The organism is Flavobacterium sp. 270 (assembly GCF_004368785.1).
Lineage (GTDB): Bacteria > Bacteroidota > Bacteroidia > Flavobacteriales > Flavobacteriaceae > Flavobacterium.
Genome location: NZ_SODM01000003.1, coordinates 586,340 through 604,542 on the forward strand (window position 1 = coordinate 586,340; position 18,203 = coordinate 604,542).

General features: G+C 33.2%; 15 protein-coding genes. 11 read left to right on the top strand and 4 right to left on the bottom strand.

All coding sequences use genetic code 11. The annotated features are described in order from the left end of the window. Positions 1-8: 8 nt before the first annotated feature. On the bottom strand, positions 9-2,729 hold the full coding sequence (locus tag EV144_RS14115) for a putative LPS assembly protein LptD (RefSeq protein ID WP_166670576.1): 2,721 nt from the start codon (positions 2,727-2,729) through the stop codon (positions 9-11). An 82-nt stretch (positions 2,730-2,811) separates the two neighbouring features. Here EV144_RS14115 and EV144_RS14120 point away from each other — a divergent pair, with 82 nt between their 5' ends. The 8 genes from EV144_RS14120 (at position 2,812) to EV144_RS14155 (ending at position 10,319) form a co-directional block, all read left to right on the top strand. Next, entirely contained in the window at positions 2,812-3,939 is a 1,128-nt protein-coding gene (locus EV144_RS14120; RefSeq protein ID WP_134149762.1) for an N-acetylmuramoyl-L-alanine amidase, read from the top strand. Between the two features lie 50 nt (positions 3,940-3,989). Next, the gene (locus EV144_RS14125; RefSeq protein WP_134149764.1) at positions 3,990-4,955 is read left to right on the top strand and encodes an MlaD family protein; all 966 of its coding nucleotides are present in this window, start codon (positions 3,990-3,992) and stop codon (positions 4,953-4,955) included. A 5-nt stretch (positions 4,956-4,960) separates the two neighbouring features. Next, positions 4,961-6,298, top strand: a complete 1,338-nt coding sequence (locus EV144_RS14130) for a (Fe-S)-binding protein (RefSeq protein ID WP_134149765.1) — start codon at positions 4,961-4,963, stop codon at positions 6,296-6,298. Positions 6,299-6,380: 82 nt separating this feature from the next. Continuing rightward, a complete protein-coding gene (locus tag EV144_RS14135; RefSeq protein WP_134149767.1) occupies positions 6,381-7,172 on the top strand; it encodes a (Fe-S)-binding protein in 792 nt (263 codons plus the stop codon). Positions 7,173-7,286: 114 nt separating this feature from the next. After that, on the top strand, positions 7,287-7,769 hold the full coding sequence (locus tag EV144_RS14140) for an ABC transporter ATPase (protein WP_134149769.1): 483 nt from the start codon (positions 7,287-7,289) through the stop codon (positions 7,767-7,769). 155 nt (positions 7,770-7,924) lie between these two features. Further along, positions 7,925-8,572 carry a hypothetical protein gene (locus EV144_RS14145; RefSeq protein ID WP_134149771.1) on the top strand — a complete coding sequence of 216 codons (648 nt, stop codon included), beginning with the start codon at positions 7,925-7,927 and terminating at the stop codon, positions 8,570-8,572. A gap of 160 nt (positions 8,573-8,732) precedes the next feature. Further along, complete coding sequence (bshA, locus tag EV144_RS14150) at positions 8,733-9,878, top strand: N-acetyl-alpha-D-glucosaminyl L-malate synthase BshA (RefSeq protein ID WP_134149773.1); 1,146 nt, start codon at positions 8,733-8,735, stop codon at positions 9,876-9,878. A gap of 18 nt (positions 9,879-9,896) precedes the next feature. After that, positions 9,897-10,319: a protease complex subunit PrcB family protein gene (locus EV144_RS14155; RefSeq protein WP_134149775.1), complete on the top strand. Its 423-nt coding sequence runs from the start codon at positions 9,897-9,899 to the stop codon at positions 10,317-10,319. A gap of 226 nt (positions 10,320-10,545) precedes the next feature. On the opposite strand, the gene EV144_RS14160 is transcribed toward EV144_RS14155, so the two are convergent. Together EV144_RS14160 and EV144_RS14165 are read right to left on the bottom strand one after the other, a co-directional pair. After that, on the bottom strand, positions 10,546-11,043 hold the full coding sequence (locus EV144_RS14160) for a hypothetical protein (RefSeq protein WP_134149777.1): 498 nt from the start codon (positions 11,041-11,043) through the stop codon (positions 10,546-10,548). Positions 11,044-11,191: 148 nt separating this feature from the next. Continuing rightward, entirely contained in the window at positions 11,192-12,016 is an 825-nt protein-coding gene (locus EV144_RS14165) for a UDP-2,3-diacylglucosamine diphosphatase (protein ID WP_134149779.1), read from the bottom strand. 188 nt (positions 12,017-12,204) lie between these two features. On the opposite strand from EV144_RS14165, the gene aroC reads away from it, so the two are divergent. The 3 genes from aroC (at position 12,205) to EV144_RS14180 (ending at position 16,917) form a co-directional block, all read left to right on the top strand. Next, on the top strand, positions 12,205-13,263 hold the full coding sequence (aroC, locus tag EV144_RS14170; protein ID WP_134149780.1) for a chorismate synthase: 1,059 nt from the start codon (positions 12,205-12,207) through the stop codon (positions 13,261-13,263). A 52-nt stretch (positions 13,264-13,315) separates the two neighbouring features. After that, on the top strand, positions 13,316-14,602 hold the full coding sequence (locus EV144_RS14175) for a dicarboxylate/amino acid:cation symporter (RefSeq protein ID WP_134149782.1): 1,287 nt from the start codon (positions 13,316-13,318) through the stop codon (positions 14,600-14,602). Between the two features lie 128 nt (positions 14,603-14,730). Further along, entirely contained in the window at positions 14,731-16,917 is a 2,187-nt protein-coding gene (locus EV144_RS14180) for a response regulator (RefSeq protein WP_134149783.1), read from the top strand. Here EV144_RS14180 and EV144_RS14185 read toward each other — a convergent pair. Further along, positions 16,914-18,167, bottom strand: coding sequence for a DEAD/DEAH box helicase (locus EV144_RS14185; protein ID WP_134149785.1), 1,254 nt, complete (start codon positions 18,165-18,167; stop codon positions 16,914-16,916). The two genes, EV144_RS14180 and EV144_RS14185, sit on opposite strands and share 4 nt — an antisense overlap. Positions 18,168-18,203: the final 36 nt, after the last annotated feature.

The following is an 18,203-nucleotide window of genomic DNA, read 5'->3' on the forward strand; positions in this document are numbered from 1 at the left end:
TCGATGAATTATCGATTTGAAGTACTACGTTTATTCCATTTAATGTCACTAAGAACACCAGATTTAATACCAATAAAGAAATTCCAGTTAGAATTTATTCCAAGAGGCGTGTAGTTAAAAGCCATTCTCCAGCTTAACAAATCCCTTTCAAAACGGAATTGCGTAAAAGTAATCCCTTTTTGTACAAAATCATAACCTGTAGAAACCCCGCCTTTCCATTTAGGTGTAATATCCATGTTGATAGAAACCATGATAGAATTACCCGATATTTGGTTTTCGCGTTTTACATTAGAATAAGTTAAGGAATAAGCTAAAGTCATATCCCAGGGTATTTTAGAATTAAAAAACTCAGCAATAGCATCTTCTTTGTCTTCAGGTTCATCCTTAAATTGACTGTTTCGGCTGTCATTTAAGTCTGTATTAGTTCCGAATAAATCATCATTACGACCACCATTCCGCTGACTCTGGGTATTTTTTTCTTTACCTCCATTTTTGTTGGTAAAAGAGTAATTTAGTGTTAAGTTGGCGCTCGTCATTCTAAACAAACTACCACCATTATCAATATTATAAGTATTAATCACATTACCGCCATTATCAATAGCATAAGGGTTTAATACAGCTCCAAAATTGACATTCATTTTACTGTCAAAAAGCTGTGTTCCACCACTTACTAAAATTGGCTGCCATGCTAAACTTGTTTTTCCGTCAGCATTAAAATTATAACTTGTATTGAAGTTTAAATTGTTTAACAGCATAATCTTCTTAGGTTCTGTTTTCGTGCTGTCACGATCTCTTACTTTCGCTTCAAAAGTATTACTTAAAGAAAAGCCGACAATATTAGAATTGTCTTTACCAGGAGCGCTAAAAACACCGTTTTCAAAACGCGAGTATTCAGAAGTAGAAATCTTACCAGAAGCATCTACGGTATACGTATCATAATATCTTTCAAAACTAGGCGTATAAGAATACGTAATACTAGGGCGCATTACGTGGCGGATAGACTGAATTCTTTTATCGTCACCAAAATTAAAAGTACCGTAAATTGTAGTTCCTAAGTTGGTAGAGAAATTATAAGTTCTAAAAGAGTCAAAACCATTTACTGGTGTATCAACAACTTTACCTTCTGTAGTGCTGTAATTTTTATCTATAGTTTTGGTAACCCAGGTTTCCTGATAATTTGTAGAAGCAGTAGCACTAAAATATTTAAATATTTTAAAGTTGGTACTAATAGGAATAGTATGCTGCATACCCACTTTTGCATCTCTAAACATTTGAGGTTTAAAGAAAAGCGAATCCTTAGTTGTAAATTCGTTTTTACCGCTTACGTTATATTGTAAATTGATGTTTTTAAGGATTCCTTTTTTAACGCCGTCTTTGCCAACAAACGGATAAATACGATCGATACTACCTTGAAGAGAAGGCAGCGTCATAATAATGTCCTCCGTCTGTGTATTCTGCTGATGCGTGGCAGTCAAAGAGATACGAGCCTGTGGGATAGTATTAAAAGTTTTGTTGTAGGAAATCGATGAACTTAATGTATTGTTCAGGTTTGACCCAATATTGGCCTGATTGATCGATTGCTTAAAGTATTTACTACTACCCATGTTTACCGAAGCAGAGAAAGTCGAATTTGGATTCGATTTTGTATCCTTACTATGCGACCATTGAATGTTGTAAATGTTTGTTTTAGAATAATCCGGATAACCTCTTTCGCTGGCAATTTGATTCTCAAAACGAATATTTAAATTTCCACGATATTTATATCTTGTTGCATAAGCCGACTCAAATCGCATGGCATAACTACCATTGGTGTAGTAATCACCGAGAACAGTTAAGTCATAATTATCGCTCAAAGCAAAATAATAACCTCCATTCTGCAAAGAGAAACCTCGTGTGTTAGAGTCGTTATAACTCGGAATAATGATCCCCGAAACACTTTTTTCCTGACTCATTGGGAAATAAGCAAAAGGCAACGCCAAAGGAGTAGGAACATCGGCAATAACCATATTTGTTAAACCTACAATTACTTTTTTGCCGGGAATAAATTTTACTTTATTGGTTTGGAAATAATATTCTGGATTATCAATATCTGCTGCAGTAGTAAAGCGGGCACCTTTTAAAAAGTAAACAGAGTCATTTTCTTTTTTAGTAACCGCCGCCTTGATTTTAAACTCGCCTTGTTCCGTCCTCGAATTATAAATTAAAGCTTTTTTAGTTTTAAAGTTAAAACGGATAGAGTCAGGTTGTACTTCACTGCCACCTTGTTTAAAATTAGGATATTGAGTAAGCACTCCGGCCGAATCTTTTATTCTTCCGGCATAAACTTCATCTTTTTCATAGTTTAAAACAATGATTCCAGATTTCAATTCAACATCCTTATAATATAATTCAGCCTCATTATACAAAGTAATCAGCTTTCTTTTCTGATCAATCTTTGCATAATCCTTTGCCTTATATTTTACTTTTCCATCCAGAAAAGTCTTTTTAGGTCTTACAGTATCCAATTTTATTGTATCCGTTACAACAATCGTTGGTTTTTCTGTAATAACAGGTTTATCTGTTTGTTTTCCAGCGGGTAACGTCTTTTTATTGTTTTTTATCTCTTGCGAATATGCTTTACCACATCCTATTGTGAGGAAAAATGATATTAAAACGATATTAAATAAGTTTGTATGCAAAGGTTTAAATGCTATTTTTGTAAAAGTATGGCTTGTTTTTTGACATGTCAAACTTACATATAATTTTTTGTCAAAAATAATCAATTGTGAAAATTATAGCAGCTGCATTTTATTAAAATTAACTTTTATATTTATGAATACATCGAACAAAATTAAGGTAATCGTTACTTTTTTTCTAACAATACTGTCTTTTTGTGCGTACAGTCAATCAAATGTTTTTAAAGTAACTCTTGACGCCGGGCATGGAGATCATGACTTTGGCGCTGTTTACAGCGGACGGATTGAAAAAAATATTGCTTTAGCTATTGTTTTAAAAGTGGGGAAAATATTAGAACTTAATCCTAATGTAGATGTTATTTATACTCGTAAAACAGATGTTTTTATAGATTTAGTAGAAAGAGCCAACATTGCCAACAGAGCAAATTCTAATATTTTTGTTTCTATACACTGTAATGCCAACAAAAATACAGCAGCAGACGGAACCGAAACGTATGTAATGGGTTTAAGTAAAGTTGCTTCTAACCTTGAAGCAGCGAAAAAAGAGAACTCGGTAATTACTTTAGAGAAAGATTACAAACGTAAATACGAAGGTTTCGATCCAAATTCGCCAGAATCTATGATCGGAATGACTTTGATGCAGGAAGAATATTTAGATAATAGTATTTCTTTGGCTAGTAAAGTAGAGGATAACTTTGAAAGACTTGGAAAAAAAATCAGACAAGGCGGTGTAAAACAAGCACCATTTATGGTATTGCATAAAGCTTACATGCCAAGAGTATTGATAGAAACAGGTTTTGTTTCGAACCCGACAGAAGGAAATATTTTAAATTCTGAAGAAGGGCAGGACGATATTGCTAAAGCTATTGCCGAAGCTATTTTAAGTTATAAAAGAGAATATTTTGGTTCTGGAAATTCTGAAGCAATAGAAGCAAAACCGGTAAGAGACACTTCAACACCAAAGAAAGCTAAAGTTGTAGAAGCAGCTGCGGCAGCTAAAAATGCTCCAAAAGGGACTTTCTATAAAGTACAGCTTATAGCAAGTATCAAAAAAACAACATTAGAGCCAAAAAACTTCAAAGGGCTTAAAAATGTATCTATGTTATTTGAAAACAATATATATAAGTATTTTTACGAAGAAACTTCTGACTACGAAGCGGCAAAAAAATATTTGCAAGAAGCTAAGAATAAAGGCTATGGAGCAGCTTTTTTAACAGCAACTAAAGACGGAGAAAAAATCAGTATTCAAGACGCAACTAAATAAAAGGCGCTAGTTCGAATATTTATATTAATTTTGTACAAACACTTAGAATTTTGAAAATAACAAGAGAAATTAAAACGGCTATTTTAGTCATCGCGTCAATATTATTATTTATTTGGGGCTATAGTTTTTTAAAAGGCAGAGACCTTTTTACAAATTACAAAACATTATTTGTTGAATATGATAATGTTGAAGATTTGTCAGCTTCGGCACCCGTTACTTTAAACGGACTTGCAATTGGTAAAGTAAATAAAATTACAATTAACGAAGTAACAGGTAAATTATTAGTTGAACTTCAGTTAAAAACAGATTTTCCTATATCTAAAACCAGTAAAGCAGCTTTGTATTCTCCAAGTTTAATTGGAGGGAAACAAATCAAAATTGTACCTAACTTGGCAGACAAGGAATTAGCAGAAGACGGTCAGGCTTTAACTCCTGCGGTAGAGTTAGGTTTAACGGAATCTTTAGGCGGTAAAATAGAGCCAATTCAGCAAAAGCTTGATAAAATGCTTTTGAATATCGATGTATTGGTTACAGGTTTAAATAATACTTTAGATACAAGAACTCAGGAAAATCTTAAGAAAACAATAGCTGAATTGAGCCAGACTATGGAGCAGTTTCATAAAGCTTCTGGAACCCTTAATACTATTCTTGATACTAATAAAGGCCAAATTAACGGAGTTGTAAGCAACTTCAATAAAATGTCTAATAATTTCAATAAGATTTCGGATTCTTTAAACAAAGCAGATTTAGGAAAAACAGTTCGTAACCTAAACCAGACTTTGGCTAAAGTTGACGGATTAATGAGTAATCTAAACTCTGGAAAAGGAACAGCTGGTAAATTATTAAACGACGATGCGTTGTATAATAATCTAGCTAAAACTTCAAAAGAATTAGAGTTATTGCTGCAAGATGTACGTTTATATCCAACACGTTACGTAAATGTTTCTCTTTTTGGGAAGAAAAACAAACCGTATGTAGCGCCAGCAGAAAATACAAATTCAACTGATAAAAAATAATTAGAATGAGTTATTTAGATAATATTTTATTCGCCATACTTCTTATAGCAGGTTTCGGTTTTTTTACAATGAGCGTAAAAAAGATCATCCGAAATATAAATTTAGGAGTAGATGTAGATCGAAAAGATAATCCTAAAGCTCGTTGGACAAACATGGCATTGATCGCTCTTGGGCAGTCAAAAATGGTGAGACGCCCTGTTGCCGGAATACTTCATATTTTTGTATATGTTGGTTTTATTGTTATTAATATCGAATTACTCGAAATCATTATTGACGGGTTATTTGGAACTCATAGAATTTTTGCGCCTTATTTAGGTGTAGTTTATGATGTTCTTATAGCTTCATTTGAAATACTAGCAATACTAGTTATTGTTGGTGTTGTCACTTTCTGGATTAGAAGAAATATAATAAGATTGAAACGTTTTATTCATTCTGATTTAAAAGGTTTTCCTAAAAGCGATGCGAACTACATTTTGTACTTCGAAACCATTTTAATGATTTTGTTTTTATTGATGAATGCTTCTGATTTGCATTTACAAAATGTTCCCGGAGGTTTTTCGCATTTTCATAAAGCAGGAACTTACCCAATAAGTCAGTTTATAGCGCCAATTTTTAATGGAACTTCAAACGAATTAGTGGGATTGTTATACGAAGTATTTTGGTGGCTGCATATTACAGGTATTTTGATTTTTATGAACTATTTGTATTTTTCAAAACACCTGCATATTCTTTTAGCTTTTCCAAATACCTATTTTGCAAACTTAAAACCAGAAGGTCAGTTTGATAACTTAGAGTCAGTTACCAAAGAAGTTAAGTTAATGATGGACCCAAATGCTGATCCGTTTGCTGCAGCGCCAGTAGACGAAAATGCTGCTCCGAGCAAATTTGGAGCAAGTGATGTTCAGGATTTAAATTGGGTACAGTTATTAAACGCTTACACTTGTACAGAATGTGGCCGTTGTACATCGTCTTGTCCGGCAAATCAAACTGGGAAAAAATTGTCTCCTCGTAAAATTATGATGGATACAAGAGATCGTCTGCAGGAAGTAGGGAAAAATATTGATGCCAATAAAGGTATTTTTGTTCCAGACAACAAAACCTTATTAAACGATTATATCACGCCAGAAGAATTATGGGCATGTACTTCATGCAATGCCTGCGTAGAAGAATGTCCGGTAAATATCAGCCCGTTATCTATTATTATGGATATGCGTAGATATTTAGTAATGGAACAAAGTGCAGCTCCAATGTCATTAAACGCTATGATGACAAATATTGAAAACAACGGAGCACCTTGGCAGTACAGTCAGCAAGACCGTTTAAACTGGAAAAACGAGAATTAATTTTAATTCTTCAGCAATAAAATAAGAATTTAGATTTCAGAATAAAATTTGAAACTTTAAACTTTAAACAAAAGAGAGAGAAATGTCAGAAAGTTTAGTAGTGCCAACAATGGCAGAAATGCTAGCCCAAGGAACACAGCCAGAAGTATTATTTTGGGTAGGTTGCGCGGGAAGTTTTGATGATAGAGCAAAGAAAATTACAAAAGCATTTGTACGTATTCTAAACCGTACTAATGTTTCTTTTGCGGTATTAGGTGCAGAAGAAAGCTGTACAGGGGATCCTGCAAAAAGAGCTGGAAATGAGTTTTTGTTTCAAATGCAGGCCATGATGAATATCGAGGTTTTGAATGCTTATGAAGCAAAGAAAATTGTAACAGCTTGTCCGCATTGTTTTAATACTTTAAAAAACGAATATCCGGAATTAGGAGGTCAATATGAAGTAATTCATCATACCCAGTTTTTAAAATCATTAATTGATGACGGAAGACTAACTGTAGAAGGCGGCCAGTTTAAAGGAAAACGTATTACTTTTCACGATCCTTGTTACTTAGGAAGAGCGAATAAAGTTTACGAAGCACCAAGAGAATTAATTGAAAAATTAGACGTTGAATTGGTTGAAATGAAACGTTCTAAAGCAAACGGTTTATGTTGTGGAGCAGGCGGTGCGCAAATGTTTAAAGATGCTGAACCTGGAAATAAAGAGGTGAATGTATTACGAACTGAAGACGCTTTAGAAACGAAACCAGATATTATCGCTGCAGGTTGTCCTTTCTGTAATACAATGTTAACAGACGGTATTAAACATCAGGAAAAAGAAGGACAAGTAAAAGTGCTGGATATTGCAGAGCTAATTGCAAACGCACAGGATTTGTAAAAAAAAGGTTCTAAGGTTCTGAGGGACATAGGTTCAAAGGTTTTGAAACCTGAAACCTAAAACTTGAAACTTTCAAAAAATCTAAAATCAACAATCTAAAATCTAAAATTAAAAATGTATATACCTTTTGAAGATTTACCTGGTGAATCCAGAATATGGATTTATCAATCGAACAGAAAATTTTCTGAGGAAGAATTTTCTGAAATAGAGTCTGACTTAAAAGCTTTTGTTGAAGAATGGGCAGCTCACGGAACAAGTTTAGCAGCTTCGTACCAATTGAAATACAACAGATTTATAATTCTGGCAGTAGATCAGGAAGTGCAGGCAGCAACAGGATGTTCTATTGACAGTTCTGTTGAATTTATTCAGGGTTTAGAGAAAAAATACAGCGTTGATTTGTTAGATAAAATGAACGTTACTTTTAAACTTGGCGAACATATCGCGCACAAACCTTTAATCGATTTTAAGAAAATGGTAAAAGATAAATCAGTATCAGAGAATACGATTGTTTTTAATAACCTTGTAAATAATATTGAAGAATATAACGAATCTTGGGAAGTTCCCGCAGCAGACAGCTGGCACAGTCGTTTTTTCTAAAAAAAAGATTTAAGAATATTAAAAAGGCATAAAATTTATTTTTGTGCCTTTTTTTTATGGAATTGAAATAGGTTTTTACATGTTAAAGAACTATTATTGTTTATAATTAAAAAGAGCCGATTCAATAAAAAAAGTCTAATAAATTAAAATCGTTTATGAAAGAAGAAGTTAAGTTAATGGCCAACATTACAGCAAAATCATCTCTTAAGTGGATCACAATAGTTTTACTTGGAAACCTTGTTACCCTAATTTGTTTCTTTACAATTTTGTTTGAAAATATTAGTTATGCTGGCGGCGGACACGGAAATGTTTATGCTTTTTTTAGAAATCTCTTCTTCCATAATATCTGCGGATTTCTTTTGCTTGTTGGTGCTCCGGTTTTTGCTATTGGTTATTTTATGATTGCAAATAAAGTAGCAATTCAATCTATGATCCATCAATTATGGACCAATAAAATGGGAAGTTATCTGGATGCAAAAGTGATCCTTCTTGTTGATAAAATAACAGACTCTAATAAAGTAGCAAATTCAATATCAAACGAATCCATCTTAAGATTACAGCTTTTAGAAGCCAATAAAAGAGATCATGAAAGTTCGAGAATCAAGAAAAAAGCAATTGGGTATTTCTTCAGTAAAATTAAACTTGATGATATTGATTTTAGTAATAAAGATTTAAAATTATCAGAAATTATTTCCTTCAAATTAAACAAATTTATTTCTGAAACTATCCAGCCTTCTTTTTTTCTTTTCTGGTTATTATTGGCTTTTCAATTGGTTTTGATTGTTGTTGCGCAGTTCTTTTGATAGAAATTATAATGCTATAAATTTTTCTAAAACTGTCAGGTTTAACGATGTGTTATCCATTGTCTTATCGTAATTAACAATTAATTATTCATAATTTACGATTAGAAATGGTCTAATTAAACGCTATTTTTGAGTACTTTCGTAGTATTAAATTTAATACATGAAAATAGCAATAGTTTGTTATCCGACTTTTGGCGGTAGTGGGGTAGTAGCCACTGAGTTAGGTCTTGAATTAGCCAGACGCGGACACGAAATCCACTTTATTACATACAGCCAGCCAGTAAGATTGGCACTTTTAAATGCAAATGTGCATTATCACGAAGTAAACGTTCCTGAATATCCTCTTTTTCATTATCAGCCTTATGAATTGGCGTTGTCGAGCAAATTGGTTGACATGGTGAAATTATATAAGATTGAAGTGCTGCACGTACATTACGCCATTCCACATGCATATGCGGGTTATATGGCTAAACAAATGCTGAAAAACGAAGGAATTAATCTGCCAATGATTACGACGCTTCACGGAACAGATATTACGCTGGTAGGAAATCACCCTTTTTACAAACCGGCAGTAACGTTTAGTATCAATAAGTCTGATTACGTAACTTCGGTTTCTCAGAGTTTGAAAGATGATACATTGAAATTATTCAAAATCAAAAATAAGATTAGAGTAATCCCGAATTTTATTGAATTGGATAAAATGGTAAAAGATCCTCAGGCACCTTGTCATCGTTATGTTATGGCAAAGAAAGACGAGCGAATCATTACACACATTAGTAACTTTAGAAAGGTAAAACGTATTCCGGATATTATTAAGATTTTCTACAATATCCAGAAAGAAATTCCGGCTAAATTGATGATGGTTGGAGACGGGCCAGAAAAAGAAAAAGCCGAAATTTTATGTCAGGAATTGGGTATTCTGGACAAAGTAATTTTCTTTGGAAACAGTAATGAAATCGATAAGATTTTATGCATGACAGATTTGTTTTTACTTCCTTCTGAAACCGAAAGTTTTGGTTTAGCAGCTTTAGAAGCAATGTCTTGCGGAGTTCCGGTAATTTCGAGTAATTCGGGAGGTTTGCCAGAGGTAAATTTTGATGGTGTTTCTGGTTACCTAAGCAATGTTGGAAACGTGGAAGAAATGGCAGCAAATGCTTTAAAAATCCTGAAAGATGATGAAACTTTAAATGAATTTAAAGCAAACGCTTTGGAAGTGGCTAAAAAGTTTGATATCAAAAATATACTGCCTAAATACGAAGCGCTGTATCAAAGAGCGATTGATGATTATAAAGAAGTAGAACATTAATTTTTAAAATATACGTAAATGAAAAAAGTAATTTCGGTTTTGGTAGTTTTTGTTTTAATTTCTTGTGGAGCAAAAAAGACAACGGGTTCAAGCGCATTGTACGAAGTTTTAACCACACAATCTGATGGCGGTGGAAATATTAAGTTTTTTGAAATTTTGACTGAACCAAATGAAGTGAAAATGTTAGAAAATGATCCGCTTTTAGCAGGTAAAGTAAAAGAGGGAGATACAAACAGTTCGAACTATGTTATTTTAAACATGGGAGAGAAAAACACTGGGGGTTACTCGATAGCGGTAGAAAAAGTAGAAGAAACCGATAAGAACATTATCATTACGGTAAAAGAAAATAGTCCAGCACCTGGCGGAATGAATATGCAGGTAATTACATATCCTTACACGGTAGTAAAAATACATTCTAAGAAACCGATTATTATCAATTAAATTGTGGTTTGTTAATGTAGTTTAGCTGCATAGAACGCTAAGATTTACGCAAAGATTTTTTTTGCCACGAATTACACAAATTTGCACAAATTTTTCTCACTATATTCAAGATATAAATTCGTGGAAATTTGTGTAATTCGTGGCATAAATTTAAAAGTTTACATCAAAAAAAATCCTGTCATTCTAAAAGAGTGACAGGATTTTCTGCGTATATATAGGTCGGTTTTTAGAATTTAAATTTAACTCCTAAACCTACGTCAAATCCAAAGTTATCGTTATCATAATATCCAGAACCAATTTCTGGTCTCGCATCCAATGATAATAAAATAGGCACATTGTCGAAACCATATTCAATACCAATATCTCCAGCAGCAAAAACATAAGTTCCGCTATCATTAAATCTAGTATTATTATTGTAATAATCGTAATCCCAAGCAGCTAAACCACCACCAACACCAGCGTACCAGTTAAAACCTTTGTCAATGTTCCAAACCCATTGATAAAGTGCAACACCTTTTACAGCGTCAACATCTCTGCTATTTCTCCAGCCTAAATCAAATTCAAGTCTGTTTTTTTGAGATAATCCTCTTTGATACGAAATCTCTCCGCCAAAACCATTATTGTCTCCTAATCGTAATCCAAGCGCGTTTTTAGCAATGTCCTGAGATTGAGCCGTAAATGCTAAACCTAGCAGCATAATGGCTGATAAAATTATTTTTTTCATAAATAGGTATTAATTTGTTTTTCAAATGTACTATTAGTATAAAACTCAGAATGTATATAATTATTTCATAAAATTATATAATTCACATTTGATCCCTATTTATGAGGCTTCGCGATAATAAGTAGTGTTTAATCTATAATTTTTAGATTTATTGTTTTAAAATAGAAGTAATCAATTGATTGCTTAAAAATTTATCCTCCATTTCAAAAAGATTCTCCTCGTCAGTAAAATTGCTTTGCTTGTACGAATATAATTTCCAACGTTTCTTGTGATATTCTAATGCCGTCAAATTTTCAATCCAATCACCAGAATTAAGGTATAAAGTAGAGCCGTGTTTGTTTTCTATAGTAGCAATCTTAGGTTCATGAATATGACCGCAGATTACATAATCGTAGTTTTTTTCGATAGCAAGATCTGTAGCAGTAGTTTCAAAATCAGAAATAAATTTAACCGCTTTTTTTACGCTCGCTTTTATTTTTTTAGAAAAAGAATACGGTTCTCGGCCCAATTTAGACAAACACCAATTGGCAAATCGGTTAATTAGAATAAGATAATCATAACCCAATCCGCCCAATTTTGCAATCCATTTAGAATGCTGTACAGAAGCATCAAAAACATCACCATGAAAAATCCAGGCTTTTTTGTCGTCTAATTCTAAAACCAATTTATCGACCAAAGCAAAATTCCCCATATTCATATCGCTGAATTTTCGGAGAATTTCGTCATGATTCCCAGTGATATAATACACTTTTGTGCCTTTTGAGGCCATACCTATTATACGCTGAATAACTCTTAAATGAGATTTTGGGAAGTACGATTTTCTAAACTGCCAGGCATCAATAATATCACCGTTTAACACCAAAGTTTTAGGTTTTATACTTGCTAAATAATTGTTTAATTCTTTGGCGTGGCTGCCGTAAGTTCCCAAATGGACATCTGAAATAATGACCAATTCGACATTTCTCTTTTTCAATTTTTATTGATTTGAAGTTTTACAAATTAACTAAACTCAAATCAGATTTATTTTACGAAAAGGTTATCAAACGGTGTATAATTTTAATAAATTGTAATTTTTAAACAAGTTAACGTTTACTTAATAATAGTAATTTTAAATTTTTTAATTTAATTCATAAAACTTACATTTGCTCAAAACAAATTACAATGGCAGGAAATAGCTACGGCACACTCTATAAAGTAACAACATTTGGAGAATCTCATGGTGAAGCATTAGGCGGTATCATTGATGGTTGTCCGTCAGGAATAGAACTAGATTTTGAAGCAATAGAAGTTGAAATGTCCCGCAGAAAACCAGGGCAGTCAGCAATTGTAACACAAAGAAAAGAACCAGACGCAGTTCAGTTTTTATCAGGAATTTTTGAAGGTAAAACTACAGGAACACCAATTGGTTTTATTATCCCGAATACCAACCAAAAGTCTGATGATTATTCGCATATCAAAGACAATTACAGACCAAGCCACGCCGATTACGTTTACGACCAAAAATATGGTTTTCGCGACTATCGCGGCGGCGGAAGAAGTTCTGCAAGAGAAACAGCAAGCAGAGTAGTAGCAGGCGCAATTGCAAAACAAATGCTGCCAGAAATTAAGATTAACGCTTATGTGTCTTCAGTTGGTCCAATTCATTTAGATACGCCTTATCAGGACTTAGATTTTTCTAAAATAGAAAGCAATCCAGTACGTTGTCCAGACGAAAAATCGGCAGCAATAATGGAAGAATATATTCGTGATATCCGCAAGCAGGGCGATACCGTTGGTGGTATTGTTTCTTGTGTAATTCAGAATGTTCCTGTTGGTTTAGGAGAACCGGTTTTTGATAAACTACATGCAGAATTAGGAAAAGCAATGCTTTCTATAAACGCAGTAAAAGGTTTTGAATACGGAAGCGGTTTTTCTGGTTCTGAAATGAAAGGAAGCCAGCACAACGATTTATACAATCCTGACGGAACGACAAAAACGAATCTTTCTGGAGGAATTCAAGGTGGGATTAGTAACGGAATGGATATTTATTTTAGAGTAGCTTTTAAACCTGTTGCTACTATCATGCAGACTCAGGACTCCTTAGATAATAAAGGAAATATTACACCAATGACTGGTAAAGGCCGTCATGATCCATGTGTAGTACCTCGCGCAGTGCCAATTGTAGAAGCAATGGCGGCGATTGTTTTGGCAGATTTTTATTTAATCAACAAAACATATTAATAAAAGTTAAGGCAGTGAGGGTCTTAATATTTTAATTAAAAACAAACAATTAATGCAAATTACAGAAACAGAAACTAAAAAAAAATCATTTCTTTCAGGATTAACAGGGCAGATTATACTTGCCATGATTCTGGGTGCAACATTAGGAATTATTTTGCACAATACAATTTCGCCAGAGGCAGCACAGTCATTTAGTACAAAAATAAAAATGCTTGCTACTGTCTTCATCCGATTGGTGCAGATGATTATTTCGCCGTTAGTATTTACGACTTTAGTAGTTGGAATTGCTAAATTAGGAGATTTAAAAACTGTTGGAAGAATTGGAGGAAAAGCACTTGGATGGTTTTTTACCGCTTCTTTTATTTCCTTATTAATAGGATTATTTTATGTAAATATTTTAGAGCCGGGAGTAGGATTGAAATTGGATCATGTTGATATGTCGGCTGCGTCTGAAGTAACTGCAAAAACTACTACTTTATCCTTTGAAAATTTTATAGAACATATTGTTCCTAAAAGTATTTTTGAAGCGATGGCTACCAATGAGATTCTGCAGATTGTAATTTTCTCTATATTTTTTGGATTGGCTGCTGCATCATTAGGAACTACTGTAAAACCTGTTGTAAATGCTTTAGACAAAGTATCGCATATTGTTTTAAAAATGGTAAACTATGTAATGAACTTCGCGCCAATTGGTGTTTTTGGAGCCATTGCAGGTGTTTTTGCCATTAGAGATGCAGAAGAATTAATAATTACATACTTCAAGTTTTTTGGTTCATTCCTTATCGGAATCAGTACTTTATGGGTTGTCTTGATCGCAGTAGGGTATATTTTCTTAAAAGGAAGAATGACTCAATTGCTAAAAAGAATTATTGGGCCATTGGCAATCGCTTTTGGAACTACAAGTTCTGAGGCTGTTTTTCCTAAACTAACAGAAGAATTAGAAGACTTTGGTGTAAAAGACAAAATAGTATCTTTTATGTTGCCGTTGGGTTATTCCTTTAATCTTGACGGAAGTATGATGTACATGACTTTTGCCAGTATTTTTATTGCGCAGTTCTATGGCGTACATTTAGATTTAGGAACTCAAATGGTAATGCTTTTGGTTTTAATGTTAACCAGTAAAGGTATTGCCGGCGTACCAAGAGCAAGTTTAGTTGTTGTTGCGGCAACTTGCGGCATGTTTAAAATTCCGGTTGAGGGAATTGCCCTTATTTTGCCAATTGATCACTTTTGCGATATGTTTAGAAGCGCAACCAATGTTTTAGGAAATGCTTTGGCAACTTCGGTAGTAGGACAGTGGGAAAATGATAAAGAAGAAAAAGAAGTTTCTGAGAGCTAAAAATGGGACTATTTTCTAGTTAACATTCGAATATTTAAGAAAAGTAAGATAAAAGAAAAGCTGTATTTTTATTGCAAATACAGCTTTTTTTTATTTTTAAGTGTATATTTGATGAAATTAGCCTATTGATGCCCCTGATACGGATTTTTTTACTACTATTATTATGCCTGAATTGTTGTACCTACTCAGCAATTGGACAGTCTGAACCTATACCCGAAAGTAGGATCAGGAAGCTGGTACAGCAGGCTTGGGAGGATTATAAGGATGCTAATTTCGAAAAATCATTAATCAATTCCCGCGTTGCACTAAACTATGCAACCAGTTCAAAAAATGATTATTTAATTGCAAAATCATATAAAATTATTGCAGGAAATTACAGCGAATTATCAGAATTTGATAAAGCAATTTTCTTTTACAATAAAGCGTTGTTTTATGCTAATAAAACCAACAACGATTCTATAAAATACAGTCTGCATAATAATCTTGGAAACTTATATTGTTTTGAAAAACAACAGTTTGATAAAGGTATTAATTATTACAAAAAATCTATTGCCTACAGCTTAAAAATTAATGACATAAGCCAGGTATATTTTACAAACGTAAATATAGCGTGGGCCTATTTTGATATTGGTAAGTTTGACGAAGGATATCCTTATTTAAAATTTGTTGGCAATAACATCAAAAAATACGGAGACGAATCTACAGAAATTGTAGTAAACATGCTGAATGGGATGTACTCTAATTTCAAAAATGATAATGCTGCTGCAAATACATATTTTAAAAACGCAATAGCAGCCGGAAAAGACAGTGACGAAAGATCCGATTTGGCATACGCACATTTAGAATATTCTAAATTCTTAACCAAAACCAAAAGATACAAAGAAGCTTACGACAATCTTATTTTGTACAATCAGATTACCGAAGAACTCTACAATCAGGAAAAACTTAAAAAAGCTTCTATTGCCGGGTTTAACCTAGAATTGGACGAATATAAAAGACAGATTGATAAAATTGAAAGTGAAAAATCTTCACAATATCAAAGCCTTAAAAAGTCCAGAATTATTGTAGTCCTGTTTGTATTGATTTCATTTATTCTTCTTTTCTTACTGATTACTTTAATTAAAAATATCAGATACAAAAAGAAACTCAACGTAGAGCTTTTAGAAGCAAAGGAAATTGCAGAAGAAGCTTCTCTTCTTAAAACACAATTTATTTCGACTATAAGCCACGAATTGCGTACACCGCTTTACGGAGTTGTGGGAATCACCAATATGCTTTTGGAAGAACATAAAGAATTATCGCGAAGCCAGCATTTAAGCTCTTTAAAATTTTCTGCCCGATATTTATTATCATTAGTAAATGATATTCTCCAGATCAATAAAATTGAAGAAAACAAAGTAGTACTAGAAAATTTGACTTTTAATATTTCTGATGAAATTACAATGATCAAAAATTCACTTTCATTCTTATCACAGAAAAACAATAATCAGATTACAATTGAAATAGACCATCAAATTCCCGAATATTTAATAGGAGACAAACTTCGACTGGCTCAGATCCTGATGAATTTAGTCAGCAATGCATTAAAGTTTACTAAAGACGGAGAAGTAGAAATTATTGTAAAATTAAGTAAAGTAGAAGAGAAGTTTCATTTCCTTGATTTTCTTATTAAAGATAATGGAGTTGGAATTGCCATTGTAGATCAGGGTAAAATTTTTGAAAAATTTGTTCAGGTAGGACGTAAAGATGAAGATTATCAAGGAACAGGTTTAGGGCTTAGTATTGTAAAAAGATTATTAGTTCTTTTTGGAAGTACCATTAGCTTACAAAGCAATATTGGCGAAGGAACATCATTTTCGTTTACAATTCCTTTTGAACACGATCCGCAAAAAACAAAACATATTATTGATGAAATCGAAGTGGATTTAAGTTCAGATGATGTTTATAAAATCTTAATTGTAGAAGATAATATTATCAATCAGCTTGTTACGAGAAAAATAATAGAAAAACACAATTATGTGTGTAATGTAGTTGATGATGGTTTTGGTGCATTAAAAATACTTGAAAACGAGCAGTTTGATCTTATTCTAATGGATATTAATATGCCTTTGATGAATGGATTTGAAACCACAAAAAGAATACGTTTACAGGGGATAAAAACGCCAATTGTAGCTTTGACTGCTTTTGATAAAGATGAAATAACAGAAGAAGCGATTTCGTCTGGAATTAATGATATTATTATTAAACCGTTTGAACCTGTTAAACTGTTTAAAATTATAAATTACTTAATAAAAGAAGCAAAAAACGCTGGTTAATACCAGCGTTTTTTATTTTGTTTAGAAGCATTAGACTTTCTCGATTTATGAGCGCCTCCGCTTCGGTTTGAGTTTTTAGGTTTTTCAGCAGCTGCCGCTTCCGGGCTTCCTGCATGCCATTGATAAGGATGATCTGTAATCGTTTGTACATCCACTTTTATCAATTTCTGAATATCTTTCCAATACGGATGTTCGTCTTTACTGCAAAATGAAATTGCAATACCGCCATTTCCTGCACGACCAGTTCTTCCAATTCGGTGAACATACGTTTCAGGAATATTCGGTAAATCAAAATTGATTACAAAAGGCAGCTGATCAATATCAATTCCTCTTGCGGCAATATCTGTAGCGACAAGCACACCAACTTCTTTGTTTTTAAAAGCATCCAAAACACGTTGTCTCGCGTTTTGAGATTTATCTCCATGAATAGCTTCTGCCGGAATCTCTTTTTTGCGAAGTGCTTTTACAACATTATCAGCACCGTGTTTCGTTCTCGAAAAAACCAAAACATTAGATAAATTTTCGTTTTTTATTAAATGGTATAATAAATTTCTTTTCTCTGTTTTCTCCACAAAATAAATGCGTTGCTCCACATTTTCGGCAGTAGAAGAAACTGGCGAAACTTCTACTTTTGCAGGATCCTGAAGAAACATTTCTGCCAATTCGCGAATAGCAATTGGCATTGTTGCAGAAAACAATAAAGTTTGTCTGTTTTTAGGAGTCAGTTTTACGATCTTTTTTACATCGTTTATAAAACCCATATCCAGCATTTGATCAGCCTCATCCAGAACCAAAGTATGTAAATGATCTAAATCAATAAAACCTTGTTTTTGTAAATCTAATAATCTACCCGGAGTAGCCACCAAAATATCAATACCCTTTTTTAAAGTATCTACTTGTGGATTTTGAGAAACACCTCCAAAAATAGTCAATTGTGTTAAATTGGTATATTTTGCATAAGTGTCAAAACTTTCTCCAATTTGTACCGCTAATTCGCGGGTTGGAGTAACTATAAGAGCACGAATTTGTTTGGCTTTTTTTGATGAACCAACAATTCGGTGTAATTGATGTATAATTGGAATTGCAAATGCAGCAGTTTTTCCCGTACCCGTCTGCGCGCAGCCAATGAGGTCTCTTCCCGCTAAAACGATCGGAATAGATTGTTCCTGAATTGGTGTAGGATTAAGGTAGCCCTCTTCAAAAACGGCTTTTTGTATACTTTTAGAAAGTGATAAATCTTCGAATAACATATCTTATGTGTTAAGAATTTTAGTTTTAAGTACTAA

Coding starts and splice junctions, on each gene's coding strand:
- EV144_RS14120 (WP_134149762.1), top strand. CDS start 2,812: ATGAATACATCGAACAAAATTAAGGTAATCGTTACTTTTTTTCTAACA.
- EV144_RS14130 (WP_134149765.1), top strand. CDS start 4,961: ATGAGTTATTTAGATAATATTTTATTCGCCATACTTCTTATAGCAGGT.
- EV144_RS14135 (WP_134149767.1), top strand. CDS start 6,381: ATGTCAGAAAGTTTAGTAGTGCCAACAATGGCAGAAATGCTAGCCCAA.
- EV144_RS14140 (WP_134149769.1), top strand. CDS start 7,287: ATGTATATACCTTTTGAAGATTTACCTGGTGAATCCAGAATATGGATT.
- EV144_RS14145 (WP_134149771.1), top strand. CDS start 7,925: ATGAAAGAAGAAGTTAAGTTAATGGCCAACATTACAGCAAAATCATCT.
- bshA (WP_134149773.1), top strand. CDS start 8,733: ATGAAAATAGCAATAGTTTGTTATCCGACTTTTGGCGGTAGTGGGGTA.
- EV144_RS14155 (WP_134149775.1), top strand. CDS start 9,897: ATGAAAAAAGTAATTTCGGTTTTGGTAGTTTTTGTTTTAATTTCTTGT.
- EV144_RS14160 (WP_134149777.1), bottom strand. CDS start 11,043: ATGAAAAAAATAATTTTATCAGCCATTATGCTGCTAGGTTTAGCATTT.
- aroC (WP_134149780.1), top strand. CDS start 12,205: ATGGCAGGAAATAGCTACGGCACACTCTATAAAGTAACAACATTTGGA.
- EV144_RS14175 (WP_134149782.1), top strand. CDS start 13,316: ATGCAAATTACAGAAACAGAAACTAAAAAAAAATCATTTCTTTCAGGA.
- EV144_RS14180 (WP_134149783.1), top strand. CDS start 14,731: ATGCCCCTGATACGGATTTTTTTACTACTATTATTATGCCTGAATTGT.
- EV144_RS14185 (WP_134149785.1), bottom strand. CDS start 18,167: ATGTTATTCGAAGATTTATCACTTTCTAAAAGTATACAAAAAGCCGTT.